An 18,800-nucleotide genomic window follows, 5' to 3' on the forward strand; every position below is an offset into this window, starting at 1 on the left:
TCCTTAGAGCTTAATCGGCTGAGACTGTTGAACAGATGCGATACATGCCAGCGCGACTTCTAATGCATTACGTGCATCTTCACCGGTTGCTTTCGGCGTGGCGCCCGTTGCAACGCAATGTACGAAGTCGGTCACTTCTGCAACATAGGCATCATGAAGTAGGTCAGTATCACGACGTGCTGTGTCAATAGAGATACCGTCAGCGGTGTAACGCACGCAGTTGTTCACATTGATATTTCCTGCCTGTAGCATGCCTTTACTACCGAAAACCTCACCACGAACGTCATAGCCATACACTGCCTGGAAGTTAGCTTCAGCAGTGGCGAACGCGCCATTGTCGAAGCAAATATTCACGACTGCGGTGTCCAGCAGGCCACGATCCTTAAAATCGGGGCGCACTAATGCATCGGCTACCGCATAAACACGGGTGGGTTTCGCGCCCGGATTAAGGTGCAGCAGGATGTCAAAATCGTGGATCAGTGTTTCAAGGAAAATGGTCCAATGTGGGATTGGCGTAGGATCGCCCAAACCAGGATCGCGAGTCGTTGAACGCAACAGTTGTGGCACGCCAATTTTACCCGCTTTTATCTCTTCATACGCTGCAGCAAAACCATTCACGAATCGACGGTTGAAACCTACCTGTAGAGCAACTCCGGCTGTTTTAGCCGCATTAATGGCTTTATCTGCATCTTCCAGGGTGACGGCCATTGGCTTCTCACAAAATACGCCTTTTCCCGCTTTGGCTGCGGCGACGACCAGTTCAGCGTGGGTGCGTGCCGGGGAAGCGATCACAACGGCATCGATTTCAGGATCGTTCAGCAGATCCTGTGGATCCGTATACGATTTTTTTGCTCCCAGTCTGGCGGCTAGTTTTTCGGCTGCGCCAGGAACCGGATCGGCAACGGCAATCAGAGTTGCGCCCGGTACACGTTGAGCAACAGTTTCACCATGAAAGCTGCCCATACGACCTGCGCCAATAAGACCGATGCGTACAATGTTTTTAACTGACATCTCATTCTCCTTAGATATAGGGTATTGGTTAATTATTTTTGCGAAACAGATTTTGGCGTGACGAACATCTCCTGCTCGCCGCCAAATCGACGGGATTTTGAAAGCATTAACGGTTCGATATGTTCCAGCGAAACACCCTTGGTTTCCGGCAGAAAACGGCCAACAAACCAGAAAGCGATAATGCTGAATCCGCTGCATAACAGCAGAGGGAATGCCCCATGGAAGTGCTCCATCAATACAGGATTGCGGTTCATCATCGGGAAGCTCTGAGTAACGATGAAGTTCGAAATCCACAGGGAGCAAAACGCATAACCCATGGCAACGGCCCGCATGCGATTAGGGAAGATCTCAGAAATCAGCAACCAGGCTCCGAGGCTCCAGGACATACCAAACACAAAAATAAATCCGACTAAGCCGACGACCGGGAGATACCCTTTTGCTTCACTCATAAAGGCCCATGAGGTGAATAACAGGAAGGCAGCACAGCCCAATGCCCCCCAGCGCAGCAACGGGATTCGTCCGACGCGGTCAAAGGCCACCAGCGCAATGCTCACTCCAGCCAATAGTGCGAGGCCAAGGAAAATACTCTGAAAGAGGGAATCCTGTGTGTTTCCGGTAACGTTTTGTAGAAGTGAAGGCGCAAAGTACATCAGGATATTGATGCCGGAGACCTGCTGTAAGACGGCGATAGCGCAGCCTATCCACAGGATGTAAGACGATTTTTTATCCCGCAGAATGCCATGAGATGTGGGTGTACTCTGCAAAGCAGAATCGGTGGCGATGGAGGTACGAATTTCAGCATATAAGCGCTCGGCATGTCCTGGGTTGGACAGCGAGGTCAGTACCTTCAGTGACTTTTCTCTCTGGTTGCGCATCGCATACCAGCGTGGCGATTCTGGCATAAAGAAAGCCATCACAAGGAATAGCACACAGGGAATGAGTGCAGATGCCAGCATCCAACGCCAGCCCATAGACACTACCCATTCATGCGCCATTCCTCTGGCAATCAGGTAATTTACGATGTAAACCACTAATTGACCGCCTACCATCAGCATCTGCTGCATTCCCAGCATCCGCCCGCGAAGGTCTTTCGGGGATACTTCCGCGATATAGAGGGGGGTAACAGCTGATGCCATACCCACGGCCAATCCGCCAATCATACGGTAGATAACAAACCAGGTGAGATCATTGGCTAATGCCGACCCGATAGCGGAAATGGTGAACAGAATAGCTGTGACGATCAAGGTTACTTTGCGGCCAAAACGGTCAGTGAAACGTCCGACCCCCCAGGCACCCGCAATACAACCCAGAATGACGTTTGAAACTGCCCATCCGCTTTCCGCTGGTGAGAGTGACAAATGTTCAGTAAGCGGATCTATGACGCCAGAAATAACGGAAGCATCATAACCGAGGATGATCCCGCTAATAGATGCAATGGCACATATGAATATGAGGTAAGGCACGTTGTGCTTTCGTGTAGACATTTCATTTTACTCCATATTGATTTTTCTAGTTTATGTCTTTGTAGGGAGACACTGTTCTAATAGCAACAGATGTGCCAAATCGCATCTCGATGTTTCATAAAGAAATAAAAATAGATAACGATCACAATGTGTTCATAAAAAAGACACAATGACACAACATGTATATAGAATGAACATATTAAAATGCACAGAGAATGAAACAGATGAGCCATAGCATCAGTGATATCTGGGATGAAGAATGCGAGCGGATTGCCCGGCTTAACCATGAACAAGGTTTTGCGCAGTACACCGATGAACTGGATAGAGCCTGGGCAGAGTTCGAAAAGGGGGAAAAACCTGAAGGATTACGCTCTGTTGTTCATGCATCATGGCTACGAAGCCATACCAATGGCATAGATGCTTATCACTTCGAATATCAATTTTGCGAACATGGGGAACTGCGCCGAATCATGGCGAGAAATTCACTACTGATTTCCATCGCTCGTGAAATCATGCGTAACTTGCTGGCCTACAACCCTGATGGACATATCAACCTGACAGATGCTAACGGAGTGACCCTGCATTATTGCGGCCAGGACTTGACGCCGATCGGTAGTATTCTTTGCGAAACGGTACAAGGTACAAACTGTACTGGACGGTGTCTCAAAGAGAACCGGCTGGTCTATTTGCTGAGCGCTGAGAACTATAAAGAAGCGCTACGCGTACGAGGTAAACATTGCGCGGCAGCTCCCATCAGAGATGAAAACGGTGGAATGCTTGGCATTCTGACCCTTACTGCTGATCCTGGTTGTTTCCATTACCATACGTTAGGCACTGTTCAGGCTGCCGCAGAAGCGATATCTCAGCAACTAATTCTGCGTCGGTTGGTAAACGAGCAGGAGTCGGTGATGGAGTCACTTAATGAAGGGGTTTTGGTTATCAGCGAGTTGGGGGTGATTCGTCAGTTAAATTGTTATGCCCGTAAGGTATTAGGTATTCAGGAAGATGTCCTTTTTCGCGATGTTGATGAAGTATTATGCCCAGATGGCTGTTCAGTTAAAGCATTACCAGCCAGTAAAGACCGTAATATTACGTTCTGTCCCGTATCTGATTCTCGTATTTCATGTGTGATCTCTGTAGTCATCACGCCTGAAGGTGGTCGAGTGATTTCGATGCGTGACAACCGACGCGTACGCGACATGGCTCATCGTGTTATTGGTAGTACCGCCATCTACAACTTCGATATGATCCTCGGTGAGTCGCGTGTGATGCAGGATACACGCAATAAGGCCCGAAGCGTTGGGCGAAGTGATAGTACTGTTCTCCTGACTGGAGAAAGCGGAACAGGAAAAGAGCTTTTTGCTCAGTCAATTCATAACGGTAGTCATCGTAATTCAGGACCTTTTCTCGCGGTTAACTGTGGTGCAATTCCTCGAGATCTCGTGCAGAGTGAATTATTTGGCTATGAGGATGGCGCATATACTGGTTCAAAGCGAGGTGGTGCAGCGGGGAAATTCGAGCTTGCTGATGGTGGTACACTATTTCTGGACGAAATAGGCGATATGCCACTTGAAGCGCAGGCCAGCCTTTTGAGAGTATTGCAAGAGGGTGAAGTGATGCGTATTGGCGGCAAGCGCCCGATGAAGGTTAACGTCAGAATTATTGCTGCGACCAATCGGGATCTAAAAAAAGATATCGAACATGGTTCCTTCCGCCGTGACCTCTATTTTCGTCTTAATGTTATTAGCTTGCCTATTCCACCATTAAGAGAAAGAAAAGAAGATCTTAGAGAACTAGTAGAATGGTTTTGTGAAAAAATCAGTCGAGCACTCAAACGAAACTGCGTGAAATTTTCAGATTCAGCCCTTAGTCATATGGAAAACTACGACTGGCCAGGTAATGTTAGAGAACTGGAGAACATCGTCGAACGAACAATAAACCTCACTGAAGCTGATGTAATAAATGATAAAGACTTACCCGATGAATTACAGAATTCTGTTTGTAGTGCTTTGGCTGTTCATGATGGACGCACAAAAAACTATAACCTTAAGGATAGTGAAAAAATGATTATTGAACGCTGTCTGATGGAGAAAAAAGGTAATCTGCGACAGGTTGCTATCGCACTTAATCTTTCACGTGGAGCACTTTACAATAAATTAAAGCGCTACGATATTGAGGCAAATGAATATCGAAAACACAATCCTGAGTGCTGAATAGTAATTCTAATTTTAGAGGACACATTAACTCATCTCACTTTAAGTAAATCGGCAAATCTTGTCGTATATCGAGGCGAGAGCATTTCTCGCTTCATCTGCCAGGCAGCCTGGTTCCCCTGCCCTGCAAAATACAGCGTTCCCCTTCCGTCCTTTGCGTTGAGTTGGTCGAGAACTTTCATCAGTTTCTCGCTGTTCTTCCGTGGAGCGTTATCATCGAAGAGGTTAAGTTGCGCTACGCCCTGGCTGTAGAAATCCCAAGCATAACGCCTGCTTTCTGATAGCGATGCCCGTCTCGCCAGATTGCATCAAGGCATTTCGTCGCCGCGGTAATTATGCCCCGGCTATCCTGGGTCGGTGTAAGCAGCTTTACTGATGCACTGTTCCCGTAATACGGCTCGTTCAGCGCAAAGGGCTGGTTTTTACGAACGCAGAGATAAAGCGGTAGTACTGATGCTCGCCACGAAATTTCTCAGCTGCGCGTGATGCGTATGAACATATAGCTTGGCGCATTTCTTCATAGGTGGAGATCCGCTGCCCGAAGCTGCGACTACAAGCAATCTCCTGCATATGCAGGGTTCATTGGGTTAAGCTGAACCCGCTGATGCAGCTGCAGCTTCTTAACGGTGAATTCCCCATCCACAGCAGCAATAACGATATCGCCATGAACTGCTGTCCTTGAGCTATCCACAACCAGAAGATCCCCTTCCCCTATTCCGGCATCTTTCATGCTGTCGCCGGCGGCTTTGACAAAATAAGTCGCACTGGGGTGGTTAACGAGCAACTCGTTCAGATCAACACTCAGAAACTCTTAGGCCACAATACAATGAAAATGACTGACAAACACCATGATGACTGCAGCAAAGAGTGAGTCATGAGGGATAAAAAAACAGCGTGATTTTTAATTAGTTGTGGAGAGGAATTTTGGAAAAGATTTTCCAGACGCCAAAAAAGCGGGAGCCCATCGGCTCCCGCTTTTACTTAATCCACAAACGGGATTACATGTTCGCGATAATCGCGTCGCCAAACTCGCTACATTTCAGCAGTTTAGCGCCTTCCATCAGACGTTCGAAGTCATAGGTCACAGTCTTGGCGGCGATAGCGCCTTCCATGCCTTTGACGATCAGGTCTGCGGCTTCGAACCACTGCATATGGCGCAGCAGTAGTTCTCTGCATCGCTCTTAATCCTTTGATTTTTAAAAAAAATATGTTTCTGAACACTTATCTAGAACCATTTTTATGTTAATTCTAACATGCTGATTACATGATAAATTATCCGAGTTTTGATAACCTATTTTCTCTCAATCAGTACTCTTTTGTTTGAACCTGCTTGTTCAAATCACGCACTTGTTTTGTTAACTCCTGCACCGTAAGAACAAGATCCGCGATGATGGCCGTATGGTCTACGTTAAGGATATTGATCTTCTCGCCATCAATTTCTACATCGCCGCTTTGAAAGGTGTAAATCGGGTCAACTTTTTCAGCTTGTTGAGCAATAAATCCACGCCTACGGCGTGTTTCGCCTTTCATGTTGAACTCACATACCCCCAGCGCGTTAATACGCCTGGAGGCCCCTTCCTGGAATTCCGTAAAATCCTTTTTCAGCCGCACGTCTGAGCCAGTGGTCATAACATCGCCTTTAGGGGTGGAGATTGTCCCTCCGGTGTAAAAGAGCCAGGCATCTTTTTGGCCGAAACCGTCCATATACAGTACCACCCGGTGGTTGTACCCAACGTATTCTTCAAGGTAGAAACCACCCCACGCTCCAGACGTGTCGCCGTTTCCTCCACGCCCTGTCATGCGGGACCGGACTCTGCCACCGGAAACTAACGCGCCAATGGCAGGGGAACCGAAGTCGGTCTGCTGGGACACACAGTCATAGCGACACTGCATCCAGCTGCCGATGTCGGCCGCTTGCCCCACCCGCAGGTCTCTGTCTACCCGTAGATGACTTCCCTGAACACTAAGTTGATCTGCGGCTGTAGTGATGATGCGTGCGGTATAGTCGTTAGCACTTTTGTTATGATGAAAATCGATGTACGGAGTGCCCATCGACAGCTCTAACGCCTGGGAATACAGCTTGCCCTTTGCCGTATTATCGAAACCACCACCGACAACCAAATCTCCGGGCAACGTCGTCTGGTTATTGGTGCCAATAACGAGGATGTCATCAAAGGTGTCTGCCGGTGATATAGTGGTCGCTCTTGAACGCTGAACCCTGAACGGTGTTCCCGAGCCAACGGCAATCGTCCCGCCTTGCCCCTGTTTTTTGAGCAGAGCCAGATCTGAATTCTTACCGAGAATAAAACCGGCATTATCGCTGGTTATAACCTGCGAGCCGTCGAGTTTGTTTCCTCCGGTGAGTTTTGCCAGCGCGTTAAGATCCGATGCTTTCGCCATCCCGGCTATCGCCGGCACGGTCACCTGCTTTCCTGTGATCGGGTCAGTCAGGGTAATATTGCCGCTGCCGGTCAGGGCCATCGACCAGCCCTCCACTACATTACGCCAGAATGCAAACGCGCTGGCCAGCTGGTTAGCAAACGACGAGGTGCTGGCGGTTTCAGCGGTAATAATGCCGTAACTGGCACCGGAAAATGCGGTGGTGATATTCCTGGTCAGCGTCAGTTGCGTGTCGCTGTCCACGGATTTGATCGCATACAGGTCAGCACTACCGCTGCGGTAGACCACCAGAATCGACCCGGGCAGTATCCCCAGCGCCACCTGTGACCATTTTGTTGTCGCACCTGTCACACGTGCCTGCGACGCTGCACCCGTGACGGTGCCGACTTCATACATCGCCATAATAAAGTTGCTCCTGGATGGTTTTCCCTGGAAAAAGAAAAGGCCCCTTACGGGGCCTCTGTTAGCTAAATGAACTGCTGTCCGTCCGAAATGCGGTTGCAGTGATGTTCTCGACTGTGCAGGTGTAATCAATCGCGGCAGTACGACCTGACGCTCTGATAAAGAAGCCGACATTGTTGTAGTCAGCATCCAGGCGCGCGGCAAACCGCAATTCAAAGGCCGTGGTGCCGCCTGTGATATTACCGGCATCGACGAAGATACGGCGGGTTACCTCCTGCCCACCAATGTTGAACGTAATATCAGAGGTATACCCCAGGCCACTGCCCGTCCCATATGTCTGGCACACCAGGGTGCAGGCCAGAACCACTGTCATGCTATACCCCCTGTTCTGATACGCACCGTTCCGCTGTACCGTCTGGTTGCGGCGGAAAGTCAGGCTGTCGTAACTTTTGGCCACCGCAATGTCACCAATGAACGAATCCGCCTGGACAGTGCCACGGAACACGCCGCTATTCGCTTCAACCCTGCCACGGACGATCACGTTATTGAACTGCGAAGAGCCATCCTTGGCGATACGCCAGCCTTGCGAGCCATCAACAAAGTTATTCGAGCGAATCTCGTTACCGATCTTCGCGTTCGTAATGGAACCGTCCGCGATTTTGGCAGAGGTCAGGGAACTGTTTTTGATACGTGCCGTATCGATATACAGCTCATTGCCTTCGGCAACCATCACCGGAACAGCCGTCGCATTATTACGATTGAACAACGAGAACCGGTCGGCATAAAGGATCATATCGCTCGTTTCACCATTGCTGCCCAGCGTAATCCCCGCGCCAACATTCTTTCCGTTAACCGTCTCAACCTTCATAGACCACAGCGAACTCACCGTACCATTCACATCCGCCACAGTTTTGGCGGTGTTCTGAACGGAAGCGCTGAGATCCCCGACACTGGATGTCAGGGTCGTCTGCTGCGTTGCCAGCGCCTCCAGTGCCGTTGCATGCGTCTGCTGGGTACTGGTGATACTGGCCACCGATTTAATCGTGTTGTCCAGCGTCGTCTGGTTTTTGATGTTGGCGGCCGCCTGCGCGTCAATCTGCGACTGAAGCGAGGTATTCAGGCTGGCCTGTGTGCTCTGGCTGTCGCTTAGCGTCTTCGCCATGTTATCGACGCGGGAGTTGGCATTATCCACTTTCGTGGCCAGTGCCGTCTGCTGCTGCGCCTGGGCGGTGATTTTCCCTTCGGCATCCGTTACGCGGGCCGTCAGACCGCTCACGGCACTCGCCGTCGCGTCAGAGGCATCCTGTGCAGCTTTCGCATCGGTAACATCCGTGATAACCAGATCGTCGATATACAGCGAATAACCGGGGGTGCCGCTGCCGGAGGCGCCACGGGTAGAGATCCAGACCACTGCGCGTGTTCTCCCCCCACCGTTGTTACTGGCAATACCCGTAAATTTCACCCACTTATCACGCGCACCAAGAGCGGCTTCGCTGACAGTGACCGCCGACTGCCAGGAGTTTTGACCGGCAGCATTCAGTGAGTTAATGCCGACCAGCGTTGTCCACCCGGAGGATGGCGCCTGATCCGCCGGCATCATAGCCCAGAACTCAAACCGGAACTTCGCATCCTCACGGACTGACTGCCAGCTCCCAAGCTGTTTATCGCTGTTGCCGTTGTTGTTCGCTCCTCGACTCACCTGCAGGCTCTTATTGCCGGTGAATTTCTGAGACGCCACCACAACGGCGGTGCCGCCCCCGCCCAGCACATGACCATCTCCGTAGCTTTCGAACGTACCGTCAACCCACGGATTAGCTCCCTGAGTACTGATGGTATTGATGCTGCTGGTCAGCGACGTGATACTCTGCGACTGGCTGGTGATAGTGTTTTCCACCTGGCTTACGCGACCAGTCAGTGAACTCACTGCAGTCGTGTCAGCCTTTTTACTCACCGTATCGTTTGTCGACCTGAGGCTGTTCTCCAGCGCCGTTATCGAGGAACTCAGGGAGTCAATATTACCCCCCTGGGTCTTCACTGTGTTCTGGAGCGTGGTAATTGCCGACGCGTTCGCATCAGCCTTCATCATCACACCGCCGGCTGCACCCAGCCCCATCATTATCCCGTTCACAAATTCGACTGAGGTCGAAATGTGAGCGGTGGCGTCACCACCGGTTGGCGCACGCAGTTCCAGACCATCGCCCGACCTCATGCCTTTGCGGCCAAGGAGAATATAGGCACCACGATACGGCAGGGAGTTGACGACTTCGGATGTACCCCCAAGAGATTCCAGAGCAGACAATATCTTACCTCGGTTGCCAGATGGCTCATCGAATGTCAGGACGCAAACGTAAGTGCCACTGGCCAACGCCTCGATATCAGCCGACATCGTGGCACCATTATTCGCGCTGCCAAAGACATCGTATGTTTTGGATGTCGCAATCACCGTTGATCCGTCGCTGTGTTTTGCAAAAGTGACCAGTGCCCAGCTGCGACCAGGGGTAAACAGGTTTTTGCCGCTTTCATCAAAAACCCCAGGAGTTACGCTGTTGCCATTTCCCCGTGCAGTGACAGTAAACACAGTGCGACGGTTCATCGAGGCCTGCAGGCTGGTAATGCTACTGTTCGCCGCAGTTAAATCGCCCCCCTGAGATGTCACCGTGTTCCGAAGATCCTGCAATGCAGAAGCATCAGCCTTCCTGGCAATGTTGTTCTGAGCTGTCGACAGCCCGTTTTCCAGCGATGTGGTGCGATTACCGATAGAGCTTATGGAAGTGCCCTGCTGATTCACTGTCGTTGTCAACAAGTCCACTGCCGACGCGCTGGCGCTATCAGCCGGAGAGTCGTTCCAGTCGGAAACAACGTTACCTACCTCAAACTTCGGACTGTTGATGTACACCGTCTGGTCTTTGGAGGTATTACTCTCGATACGGCACAGAATCAGGCGCTTGGTACCCGTGGTAGGTGTCTGTTTCCACTTAACCCAATAGCGAACCCATGAAGTGGTCAGCGTGAAGTACGCACGGCCATCGGTGTTATTACCTTTCGCACCCTGGCTGGTCTCGATAGACGTTGTGGTGTTCGGATTGTAGAAGAACGCCGTCATCGTCTGGCCGGCAACACCACCTTTCGCATAGAAGCTGTAAACGTACTCACCTGCATCGACAGGCGACTCAAGCGTGATTTCCCGCAGATCCTTGTAACCGGAGCCAGCTTTTACCGTTGCACCAATTACCGCGTTACCACGATACGTCTCGCTGGTAACGTTCGACCAGCCGGTCATATCGCCGGAGTTCTTGATCAGGTTTGTTCCACCGACAGAAATAGAATCAACCTTGTTGTTCAGATTCGTGACAGACGAACTCGTTGAGTTAATGTCTTTTTCGGTCTGGGTAACACGGTTGGTCAGTGCCGTCAGAGCATTAGCGTCTGCTTTATTGCTGACGTTGTTATTAGTCGTCGCCAGGTCATTTGTCAGTTTAGTGATGCTGTTACCCTGACTGGTGATCTGGTCGCCCTGTTGGGATACGGTCGAGTTCAGTGTCGAAATCGCATTAGCGTTAGCATCTGCTGTACTTTGCGCATTGTAGGCATCAGTCACTTCGGTAATGACCAGGTCATCAATGAGGAATGAGTTACCCGCCTTAACGCTGCTAACGTTAGGAATAGAAATCCTGACCATTGCCTGCTTAATACCGCTCTTCGTTGATTTCAGGTAACCAGAAACCTTCGTCCATTGAGTTGAAGAGAGATCCTTTGCCGCTTTGGTAACTGCCGGCCACTGCCAGGAGTTGTCCTGATACTGGAGCGATAAGCCGACGGAAATCTGCACGTTCTCGGCCATAGCGGTACTCTTGGCATCCAGCTTAACCCAGCATTCAATATAGAAGACTGCGTTATCGCGAACCTGGAATCCGCTGAAAATGTGGGTATCAGTGTTGTCAGTTGCATTGGCATTGTAGTCATTCGGACGCGTCACACGAATGCATTTATTGCCGCCATGCGAGTCGTCAGTGGTCACGATGGCACGGTTATTCGCCAGATTGTGGCCAACCGCGTAGCTTTCAAAAGTGCCATCAGGAAGCAGATTAGCGCCGCGTTTGGATTGCTGGCTCAGAGAGCTGCTGAGCGACGTAATGTTGCTGTTCGCCGCCGTCAGACCGGACTCCGTCTTCTCCACTCGTCCGGTTAGCGAGTTCATCGCCGTCTGATCCGCTTTGCTGGCCACATTCGCGTCTGTCTGCGTCAGCGCATTCCGGAGCTGGGTGATGCTCTGCGAATTGCTGACCACATCGTTGCCAATCTGGCTTACATTCGAGCTGAGTACGCCGGCTGCGTTTGCCAGCGCGGAAACACCGAGACCGGAGTACATCTCAGCAACCTTGTCTGATAGCTTCAGGCCCAGGTTGATATACGCCTGGCCGGTCCACTGATTCACCAGAAACTCAACGGTGTTCCAGCCGGCTTTCAGTTCAAAACTGACGGTAGTCCAGCTGGCGTTTCCCCAGGCAACCTGAACGCCATTTACAAATACAGCACCGGTATCATCAAAAATCCTGTTACCGGGCGCCATTGTGATGGTGGTATCGGCGGCCACTTTTACCTGGCAGGAATACAGCGCGATCAGATAGCTACCGGAGGACGTAAAGTCCAGTTTGGCCGCGTCGGCCACCTCATCCACGACCACGGGCGCCACGGCGCGAATATCGCTGAATGACGGGACTGTCCCGGAGTTAGCCAGCTGCACAGGATAGATCCGACGGGACCAGCTATTCGGCTGGCCATTGACCAGCTGATTCGACAGACTGGTGATGCTGTCAGTATTGCTTCGAATATCCTGGCCGTTTTGCTCTACCTGCTGTGTTAACGCGGTGACCGCGCTCGCCTCCGCTTTCTTCGCCAGCGCGGCATTTGTCGTGTTCAGGCTGTTCTGCAGGTTCGTCAGCTGCTGGCTTTGCGAGGTGATATGCCCTTCCGCTGTACTGACCCGGTTCGTCAGTCCGGTAACGGCGCCGGCGGTGGCATCGATGTCCACCCGGTCGGTAACGTCAGTGACGTAAAAATCATCGAAGTAGCGGCTTCCGCTAATCAGATAGTTGCTCATCGTCACCGGCAGGCTGGCTGTCTCCGTCGCTTTCCAGCGACCGGAAATCAGGCTCCAGTTTGTCCCCACCGTACCGCTGTTATATGGACGCTCAAAAACCGGCTGGCCGGCAGAGTTACCGATCCGCAGCTTGTTGTTCCCCGCGCCATTATCCGTCGTCGCTCCGGGTTCCTTGACCCACACCCCGATTTCATAGGTTCGCCCCTGAACAAACGGGATGTATTGCCCCGGAGACACGCTTCCCGGATCAACCTTCAGCGCCCGCGTCCCGCTGTGAGGAGCGGAAACCTCCACCACACTGGTCGCGGTTGACCGCCCGGTATAACCATCCAGCCCGCGTTCAAACGAGGGATTCACGACTAGGTTACCCGGTATCTGCCCGCTGGCATCGATATCTGCCGCGACCTGCGAGAGGCTGTTCGACAGGTTCGTCAGCGAATTGCTCTGGCTCTCCAGCGTTTTGCCCTGCTGCGTCACTTTCGTGTCGAGCGTGGCCAGCGCAGTCGCATCGGCTTTCTGCGCCAGCGCTTTATCGGTATTCGCCAGATTTCCGGTCAGCTTCGTGATGGCGCTGTTCGCAGCCGTCAGGTCATTGCCCAGCTGTTTGACGGTATTGGTCAAATCCTGCACCGCTGTCGCATCAGCCTTTTTGGCCACTGCGGCATTGGTGGTTGCCAGCCCGTTTTCCAGCTGGGTTGTCCGGTTGCCGGTCGAGGTCAGCAGATTACCCTGTTGAGTCACGGTGGTGGTCAGGGAGTCAACCGCCGCCGCCGTGGCGTCCGCAGTATCCTGAACCTTTTGCGCCGCTGTCACATTTCGCATATGCCAGTCCGTAACGAACCATACGGTGCCATACGGGCTGTTCTGCGAGATCTGCAGGAACGGGCGGATATAACCCCTGTCCACCATCGCCTGCGTGACCTTGAAGCGCCAGGTGGTTCTCTGCCAGGTCGCGGAGGGGGATTTTCCGCCACCCGCCATGAGTGGCGCACCGGTGCTCGTATCTGGCCGAACGGCGGTACCAACATACAGATTAAAATTCGCGCTGCCGGCGCCGCAGGCAACCAGTGCGCTGATCTCAATCACATCGTTAAGCGTGGCCGGGAACGCGGCAAAGTTAGGATGGTGATCCCGGCTGGCAATTCTGGCCGCATAACCATACGGGCATCCCGACGGAACATCCTCAGCCGTCGTGGATACCACACTGAACCCCATCTGGTCGTAAGTTGGGTCAAATGTCGGGTTGGGAATTAAATCCCCGCCTGATGCGTTTCCGGCCCGTACAGCGGATTTCAGCGAGGTAATGTTGGCGTTAGCAGCCGTCAACCCGGATTCCGTCTTCTCCACTCGTCCGGTTAGCGAGTTCATCGCCGTCTGATCCGCTTTGCTGGCCACGTTCGCGTCTGTCTGCGTCAGCGCATTCCGGAGCTGGGTGATGCTCTGCGAATTGCTGACTACATCGTTGCCAATCTGGCTGACATTCGAGCTGAGTACGCCGGCTGCGTTTGCCAGCGCGGAAACACCGAGACCGGAGTACATCTCAGCAACCTTGTCTGATAGCTTCAGGCCCAGGTTGATATACGCCTGGCCGGTCCACTGATTCACCAGAAACTCAACGGTGTTCCAGCCGGCTTTCAGTTCAAAACTGACGGTAGTCCAGCTGGCGTTTCCCCAGGCAACCTGAACGCCATTTACAAATACAGCACCGGTATCATCAAAAATCCTGTTACCGGGCGCCATTGTGATGGTGGTATCGGCGGCCACTTTTACCTGGCAGGAATACAGCGCGATCAGATAGCTACCGGAGGACGTAAAGTCCAGTTTGGCCGCGTCGGCCGCCTCATCCACGACCACGGGCGCCACGGCGCGAATATCGCTGAATGACGGGACTGTCCCGGCGTTAGCCAGCTGCACAGGATAGATCCGACGGGACCAGCTATTCGGCTGGCCATTGACCAGCTGATTCGACAGACTGGTGATGCTGTCAGTATTGCTGCGAATATCCTGGCCGTTTTGCTCTACCTGCTGTGTTAACGCGGTGACCGCACTCGCCTCCGCTTTCTTCGCCAGCGCGGCATTTGTCGTGCCCAAATCGCTCGTCAGTTTCGTGATGGACTGACCCTGGCTGGTTATCCTGTCGCCCTGCTGGGTAACAGTAGACTCCAGCCCGCTCAACGCCTCATTCGTACCAGCCAGGCCCGTTTCCGTCTGGCCCACCCGGTTAGTGAGTGATGTTAACGCGGCTCCCTGCGATGTCAGCGTGGCACCCTGTTGCTCAACTTTCTGCGTCAGGGACGTCAGCGCGGTCGCATCGGCTTTTTTCCCGAGGCTGGTTTCCAGGCCTCCGATACGACTCGCCTGCGCACTCTGCTCTGTCGTCAGAGAACTCAGTTCACCAGAAACAGCAGCTTTGTTGTCGTTAAACTGCGTCTGCAGGGACTCTCTGGCCTTAACTTCCGCTGAGATGGCGGTAACGCGCGCCGTTTTTTCCTGGTACAGCAGCCCGGAGGTGACTTTCTCCAGATCGCTGCCCTCATAGGAGCCACGCATCTGCGCCGCCAGCGTGCTGCGTGCCTGCGCTTCGGCGGTCAGCGCGTTACTCAGCGTACTGCGCACATCCTGCAGAGCCGCCGTACTGGCGCCGGGTGCTGGCCGGCCAACGGCGATCCAGTCGAATTCGATAAAGTTGCTGGCATCCTGCTGGTTCGTCAGGTCCAGACGAATACGATCAATGTTCCCTGTCCAAGGAATATCACGCACCGTCAGGGTTGCCACCCCATCGTCATATTCTGGCTCAGCAACAATGTATCGCTTCGTGTTATTGAAGTTTTCGCCGGCAGACACCCAACGGATCTCACCCGCCCAGACTGGTTTGCCGGTTTTACGAAAGCGCAGCATGATGAAGCGGTACGCCGCACCATCGACAGCCAAACCGCCAGGAGAGGTAATGTACGGATCGGTGGCGCTGTCAGCAGGGCGTAACCAGCCATCCTGGGACACTCCCGGTACGCCGGCGCTTCCGGTCCAGCCCTCGGTCGTCTGATTGTTGAAATGCCAGATAACCTGCGAATCGAACTGGATATTAGCGCCGGCAGCGAGGCTGGACATTTCCCGCGCCAGATTTTCATCGGCACTCTTCATTACCTGAGTCAGGCTCTCGATACTCGCCTCAATCCCCTGCGTTGCCGCCAGCAGTTCATCAGCAGCCTGTGCCGCCTTCGCGTTAACATCTGCGATACGATCCGCAGTTTCCTGCTTAACCGCATTGGTTAACGTGGTGTTGACCTGAGACAACGACTGCTTCAGGCCATTCTCGGCAGTTTTAATCTGCGCATTCAATGCGGCATCGCCGTCGGCCAGCGACTTGCTCAAAATTGCTATCTGCTGATTCGCATCAGCGACGGCGGATTTTGCCTCCTGAATCCCCTTGTTTGCCTGAGCCAGACCAGAATCGAGAGACTCATTTACCGAGGTAAGCTCATCCGTGATGGTTTTATTCACGGCGGAGATCTTCCCGTCAACATCAGCAGTGATGCTTTTCGCCGATGCATCAATATCCTGGCTGACTTGCTTCGCCTGATCTGCGGCTTCCTGACGCAGCTCTTCAGCGGTCTGCTCCAGTTCCTGCTGCGTATTGCGGATACCTTCCTGCGTTTCGCTAATGGTGCGCTGCGTTTCCTCCCAGGCAGCCGTATCCTTGATCGCGTCGGTCAGGTTTTCGTAGTAGTCATCAAAGTTATCGCTGGCCATCCCCTGGACCCAGCCGGTCCACGGGCTTTCATTGCCCAGACGATCCACAAGGCGCGCCCGATACCAGAATTCTGCGCCCATACTGAGGCCCATCTGCTGATAGCTTTTCCCCGGATAGGCCACGTCTGATAACAGCATCGGCGCACTGCCGTCCTGATTTTTGCTGTACTGCAGTTCGGTGCGCAGCGTATCCTCCGAGCCGGTCGGGAATTCCCAGCTAACCTGGACCCCATGAACCAGCGAACGGGTTGCCAGCGCCAGCGGTGCCAGCGGCTCGCCAACCTTGCCGGTCAGGGTTTTCTCTTCGGAATGCGCCCACCCGCTCGAAATCTCCGCCGCATTGATCGCGCGGACACGAACCAGATAACGACCGGCATAAATGCCGCTGACCTCAAACGAGGTGGTCGAGCTGCGCGGCACATTGATCCAGTTCCCGTCGTTACGGCGCCACTGTGCCTCGTAGGCAATAGCGCCGCTGACCGCTGACCAGTCAACCTGCATCGTTTCGACGCTGATCCCCTGATTCACGACCGAGCGGGATGTGATGACAATATCGTCAGGAGGGGACTGGTTGCCCGCCGGCAATACGCTAACCGGGCGCTGGTCGATAATAGCGCCGGTATCGATGCGGGCGAATTTATCCGGGTCATGTGCCACGCCGGTGATCGTGAGGGTGGCATCGCTGTTCTCCTTTACCCCTGTAACCCGGTACTGCTGCAGGAAGAGGTCATCGGATTCAACGGCCCAGACGCATTCCCGTTCTGGCGTCTCACTGTACGCCGTTGTGACCGTAATCTGCCGACGTCCGTTAACAGCCTGAATGGTCCGGCTCTGTGAGATACCGGATGGCAGGTTTAGCTGGAGTCGGTCGCCAGGTTTGGCATCCACATCACGATCCAGCGTAATCACCCGGCCATTCACCGCGCTGATTCGCCCGCCGTTGACCCGTCCGGCCAGCAATTCATCCGCCAGGGCAATGATATAACCGGGTTGAGGAATGCGACCGTCCAGCCCCACATCAACCTCAACGACCCGGTCTTTGTTGTTGGTCAGTATGCCCCACAGCCCCTTACGGTGGGCTTCGCTCTGCCGCGTACAGCCAATCGCGGTCAGTTCGAGCTGGTTAAAACTGTAGCGGGAAACCAGTTCCGGGATAAACGCCGGCTCCATTGCATCAGCATAAGCATTATCCGGATCAGACCAGGAGACCAGGGCGTTGGTGTACCGAACCTGGCTGCTGCTGCTCGAATAACGGGGTTTGCCGACAATATTGGCGCGCGTATAGGTAAAATCGACATCACGCGGCATATCAGCCTGCACAACAATCTGCTCACCGTTCCAGCAGGTCATGCCCCGGAAAATGGCGGCAAAGTCTCGCAGCACGGTGTAAGCATCGTTGCGTTCCTGGACATAGACGTTACAGGTATAGCGCGGCTCCATGCCGTCACCACCGCGCCCGTCAGGAACCAGCTGATCGCAGTACTGTGCAATCTGGTACAGCGTCCATTTCGAAATATTGGCGCTGCTCAGACGATTACCGAGACCAAAACGGTCAGCTATAACAATGTCGTAATAGATCCAGGCCGGGTTATCCGTCCAGGCCCATTTAAACCCGCCGGTCCAGACGCCGGTATATTCGCGGGTTTCCGGATTGTAGTTATCCGGCACACGAATCACGCGCCCACGCGGCTCACAGGAAATTTGCGGAATGGAGCCATTAAACTGGCTGGAGTCGAACTCGATATAAAGCAGCGCGGTGTTGGGATAACGCAGCTTCGCGTCAATCACTTCGGTATAGCTCTGCAGCGTCATCACGTCGCCAACTTTGACACTGTTTGCATCCGGAGAGATTTTACGCAGGCGTAGCGTCCAGGTACTGCCGGCATGGGGCAGATCAATACGATGGCTCCGCTCATAACCGGAGGTGGTTTTACCCGTGACAGCGGTTTCCAGCACCGTCTGCCAGGCGCCACCGTCGGTCTGCAGGTCAATCGCATACTTGACGGTATTGCCCACCACGTCGCCGTCATCTTCCTGTTTCATCAGGGACGGCCATTTCAGGCGGACACGAACGGCAGAAAGCTGGGTATTAGTAAAGGTATGGGTCCAGGCTGTCTTGCTGGAAACTTCCGTTCCCACACTGATTTCATTTTCAGTGCCGGGAATACCCTGAATATAAGTCTGAGCCTGCGTGCCGGGTCGAAATTCCCAGGACACGCCACTGAAGTTTTGCGAACCATCAGCATTTTCAAGCGGGGTGCCATCAAGATAAATATCTTTACCGGTTAAACCACCTGCAAATTCACCCTCACCTAATGCGAGCAGAATTTTGGCTTTCGCAACGGACTGTAAATCATCCGGCTGTTCCGTCGGTGTACGCTGCTTTGAGCCGCCACCCTTGCGCCCTTTAATTATGTTATTTGCCATATTACGCCCATAAAAAAAGCCACCGCAAGGTGG

General features: G+C 53.1%; 5 protein-coding genes and 3 pseudogenes. 1 reads left to right on the top strand and 7 read right to left on the bottom strand.

Going from position 1 to position 18,800, the window contains the following annotated elements:
* Positions 1-3: 3 nt before the first annotated feature.
* Positions 4-1,011 carry a Gfo/Idh/MocA family oxidoreductase gene (locus DTA24_RS17825; protein WP_023339911.1) on the bottom strand — a complete coding sequence of 336 codons (1,008 nt, stop codon included), beginning with the start codon at positions 1,009-1,011 and terminating at the stop codon, positions 4-6.
* A gap of 32 nt (positions 1,012-1,043) precedes the next feature.
* Positions 1,044-2,495 carry a sugar porter family MFS transporter gene (locus DTA24_RS17830; protein ID WP_023339910.1) on the bottom strand — a complete coding sequence of 484 codons (1,452 nt, stop codon included), beginning with the start codon at positions 2,493-2,495 and terminating at the stop codon, positions 1,044-1,046.
* Positions 2,496-2,698: 203 nt separating this feature from the next.
* On the opposite strand from DTA24_RS17830, the gene DTA24_RS17835 reads away from it, so the two are divergent.
* On the top strand, positions 2,699-4,687 hold the full coding sequence (locus tag DTA24_RS17835) for a sigma-54-dependent Fis family transcriptional regulator (RefSeq protein WP_123836986.1): 1,989 nt from the start codon (positions 2,699-2,701) through the stop codon (positions 4,685-4,687).
* A gap of 32 nt (positions 4,688-4,719) precedes the next feature.
* On the opposite strand, the pseudogene DTA24_RS28645 reads toward DTA24_RS17835, so the two are convergent.
* The 5 genes and pseudogenes from DTA24_RS28645 to DTA24_RS17870 all read right to left on the bottom strand — a co-directional run.
* A pseudogene (locus tag DTA24_RS28645) lies at positions 4,720-5,254 on the bottom strand (DUF4113 domain-containing protein); the annotation flags it as partial.
* Positions 5,253-5,486: pseudogene (locus DTA24_RS29015) on the bottom strand (S24 family peptidase); the annotation flags it as partial. The pseudogenes DTA24_RS28645 and DTA24_RS29015, both read right to left, overlap by 2 nt.
* A 199-nt stretch (positions 5,487-5,685) precedes the next feature.
* Positions 5,686-5,856, bottom strand: a pseudogene (locus tag DTA24_RS17860) (isocitrate/isopropylmalate family dehydrogenase); the annotation flags it as partial.
* A 136-nt stretch (positions 5,857-5,992) separates the two neighbouring features.
* Positions 5,993-7,489 carry a tail fiber domain-containing protein gene (locus tag DTA24_RS17865; RefSeq protein ID WP_123836987.1) on the bottom strand — a complete coding sequence of 499 codons (1,497 nt, stop codon included), beginning with the start codon at positions 7,487-7,489 and terminating at the stop codon, positions 5,993-5,995.
* 61 nt (positions 7,490-7,550) lie between these two features.
* Positions 7,551-18,767, bottom strand: a complete 11,217-nt coding sequence (locus tag DTA24_RS17870) for a DUF1983 domain-containing protein (RefSeq protein ID WP_123836988.1) — start codon at positions 18,765-18,767, stop codon at positions 7,551-7,553.
* Positions 18,768-18,800 lie beyond the last annotated feature (33 nt).

This window comes from Klebsiella sp. P1CD1, assembly GCF_003790505.1.
Lineage (GTDB): Bacteria > Pseudomonadota > Gammaproteobacteria > Enterobacterales > Enterobacteriaceae > Klebsiella > Klebsiella variicola.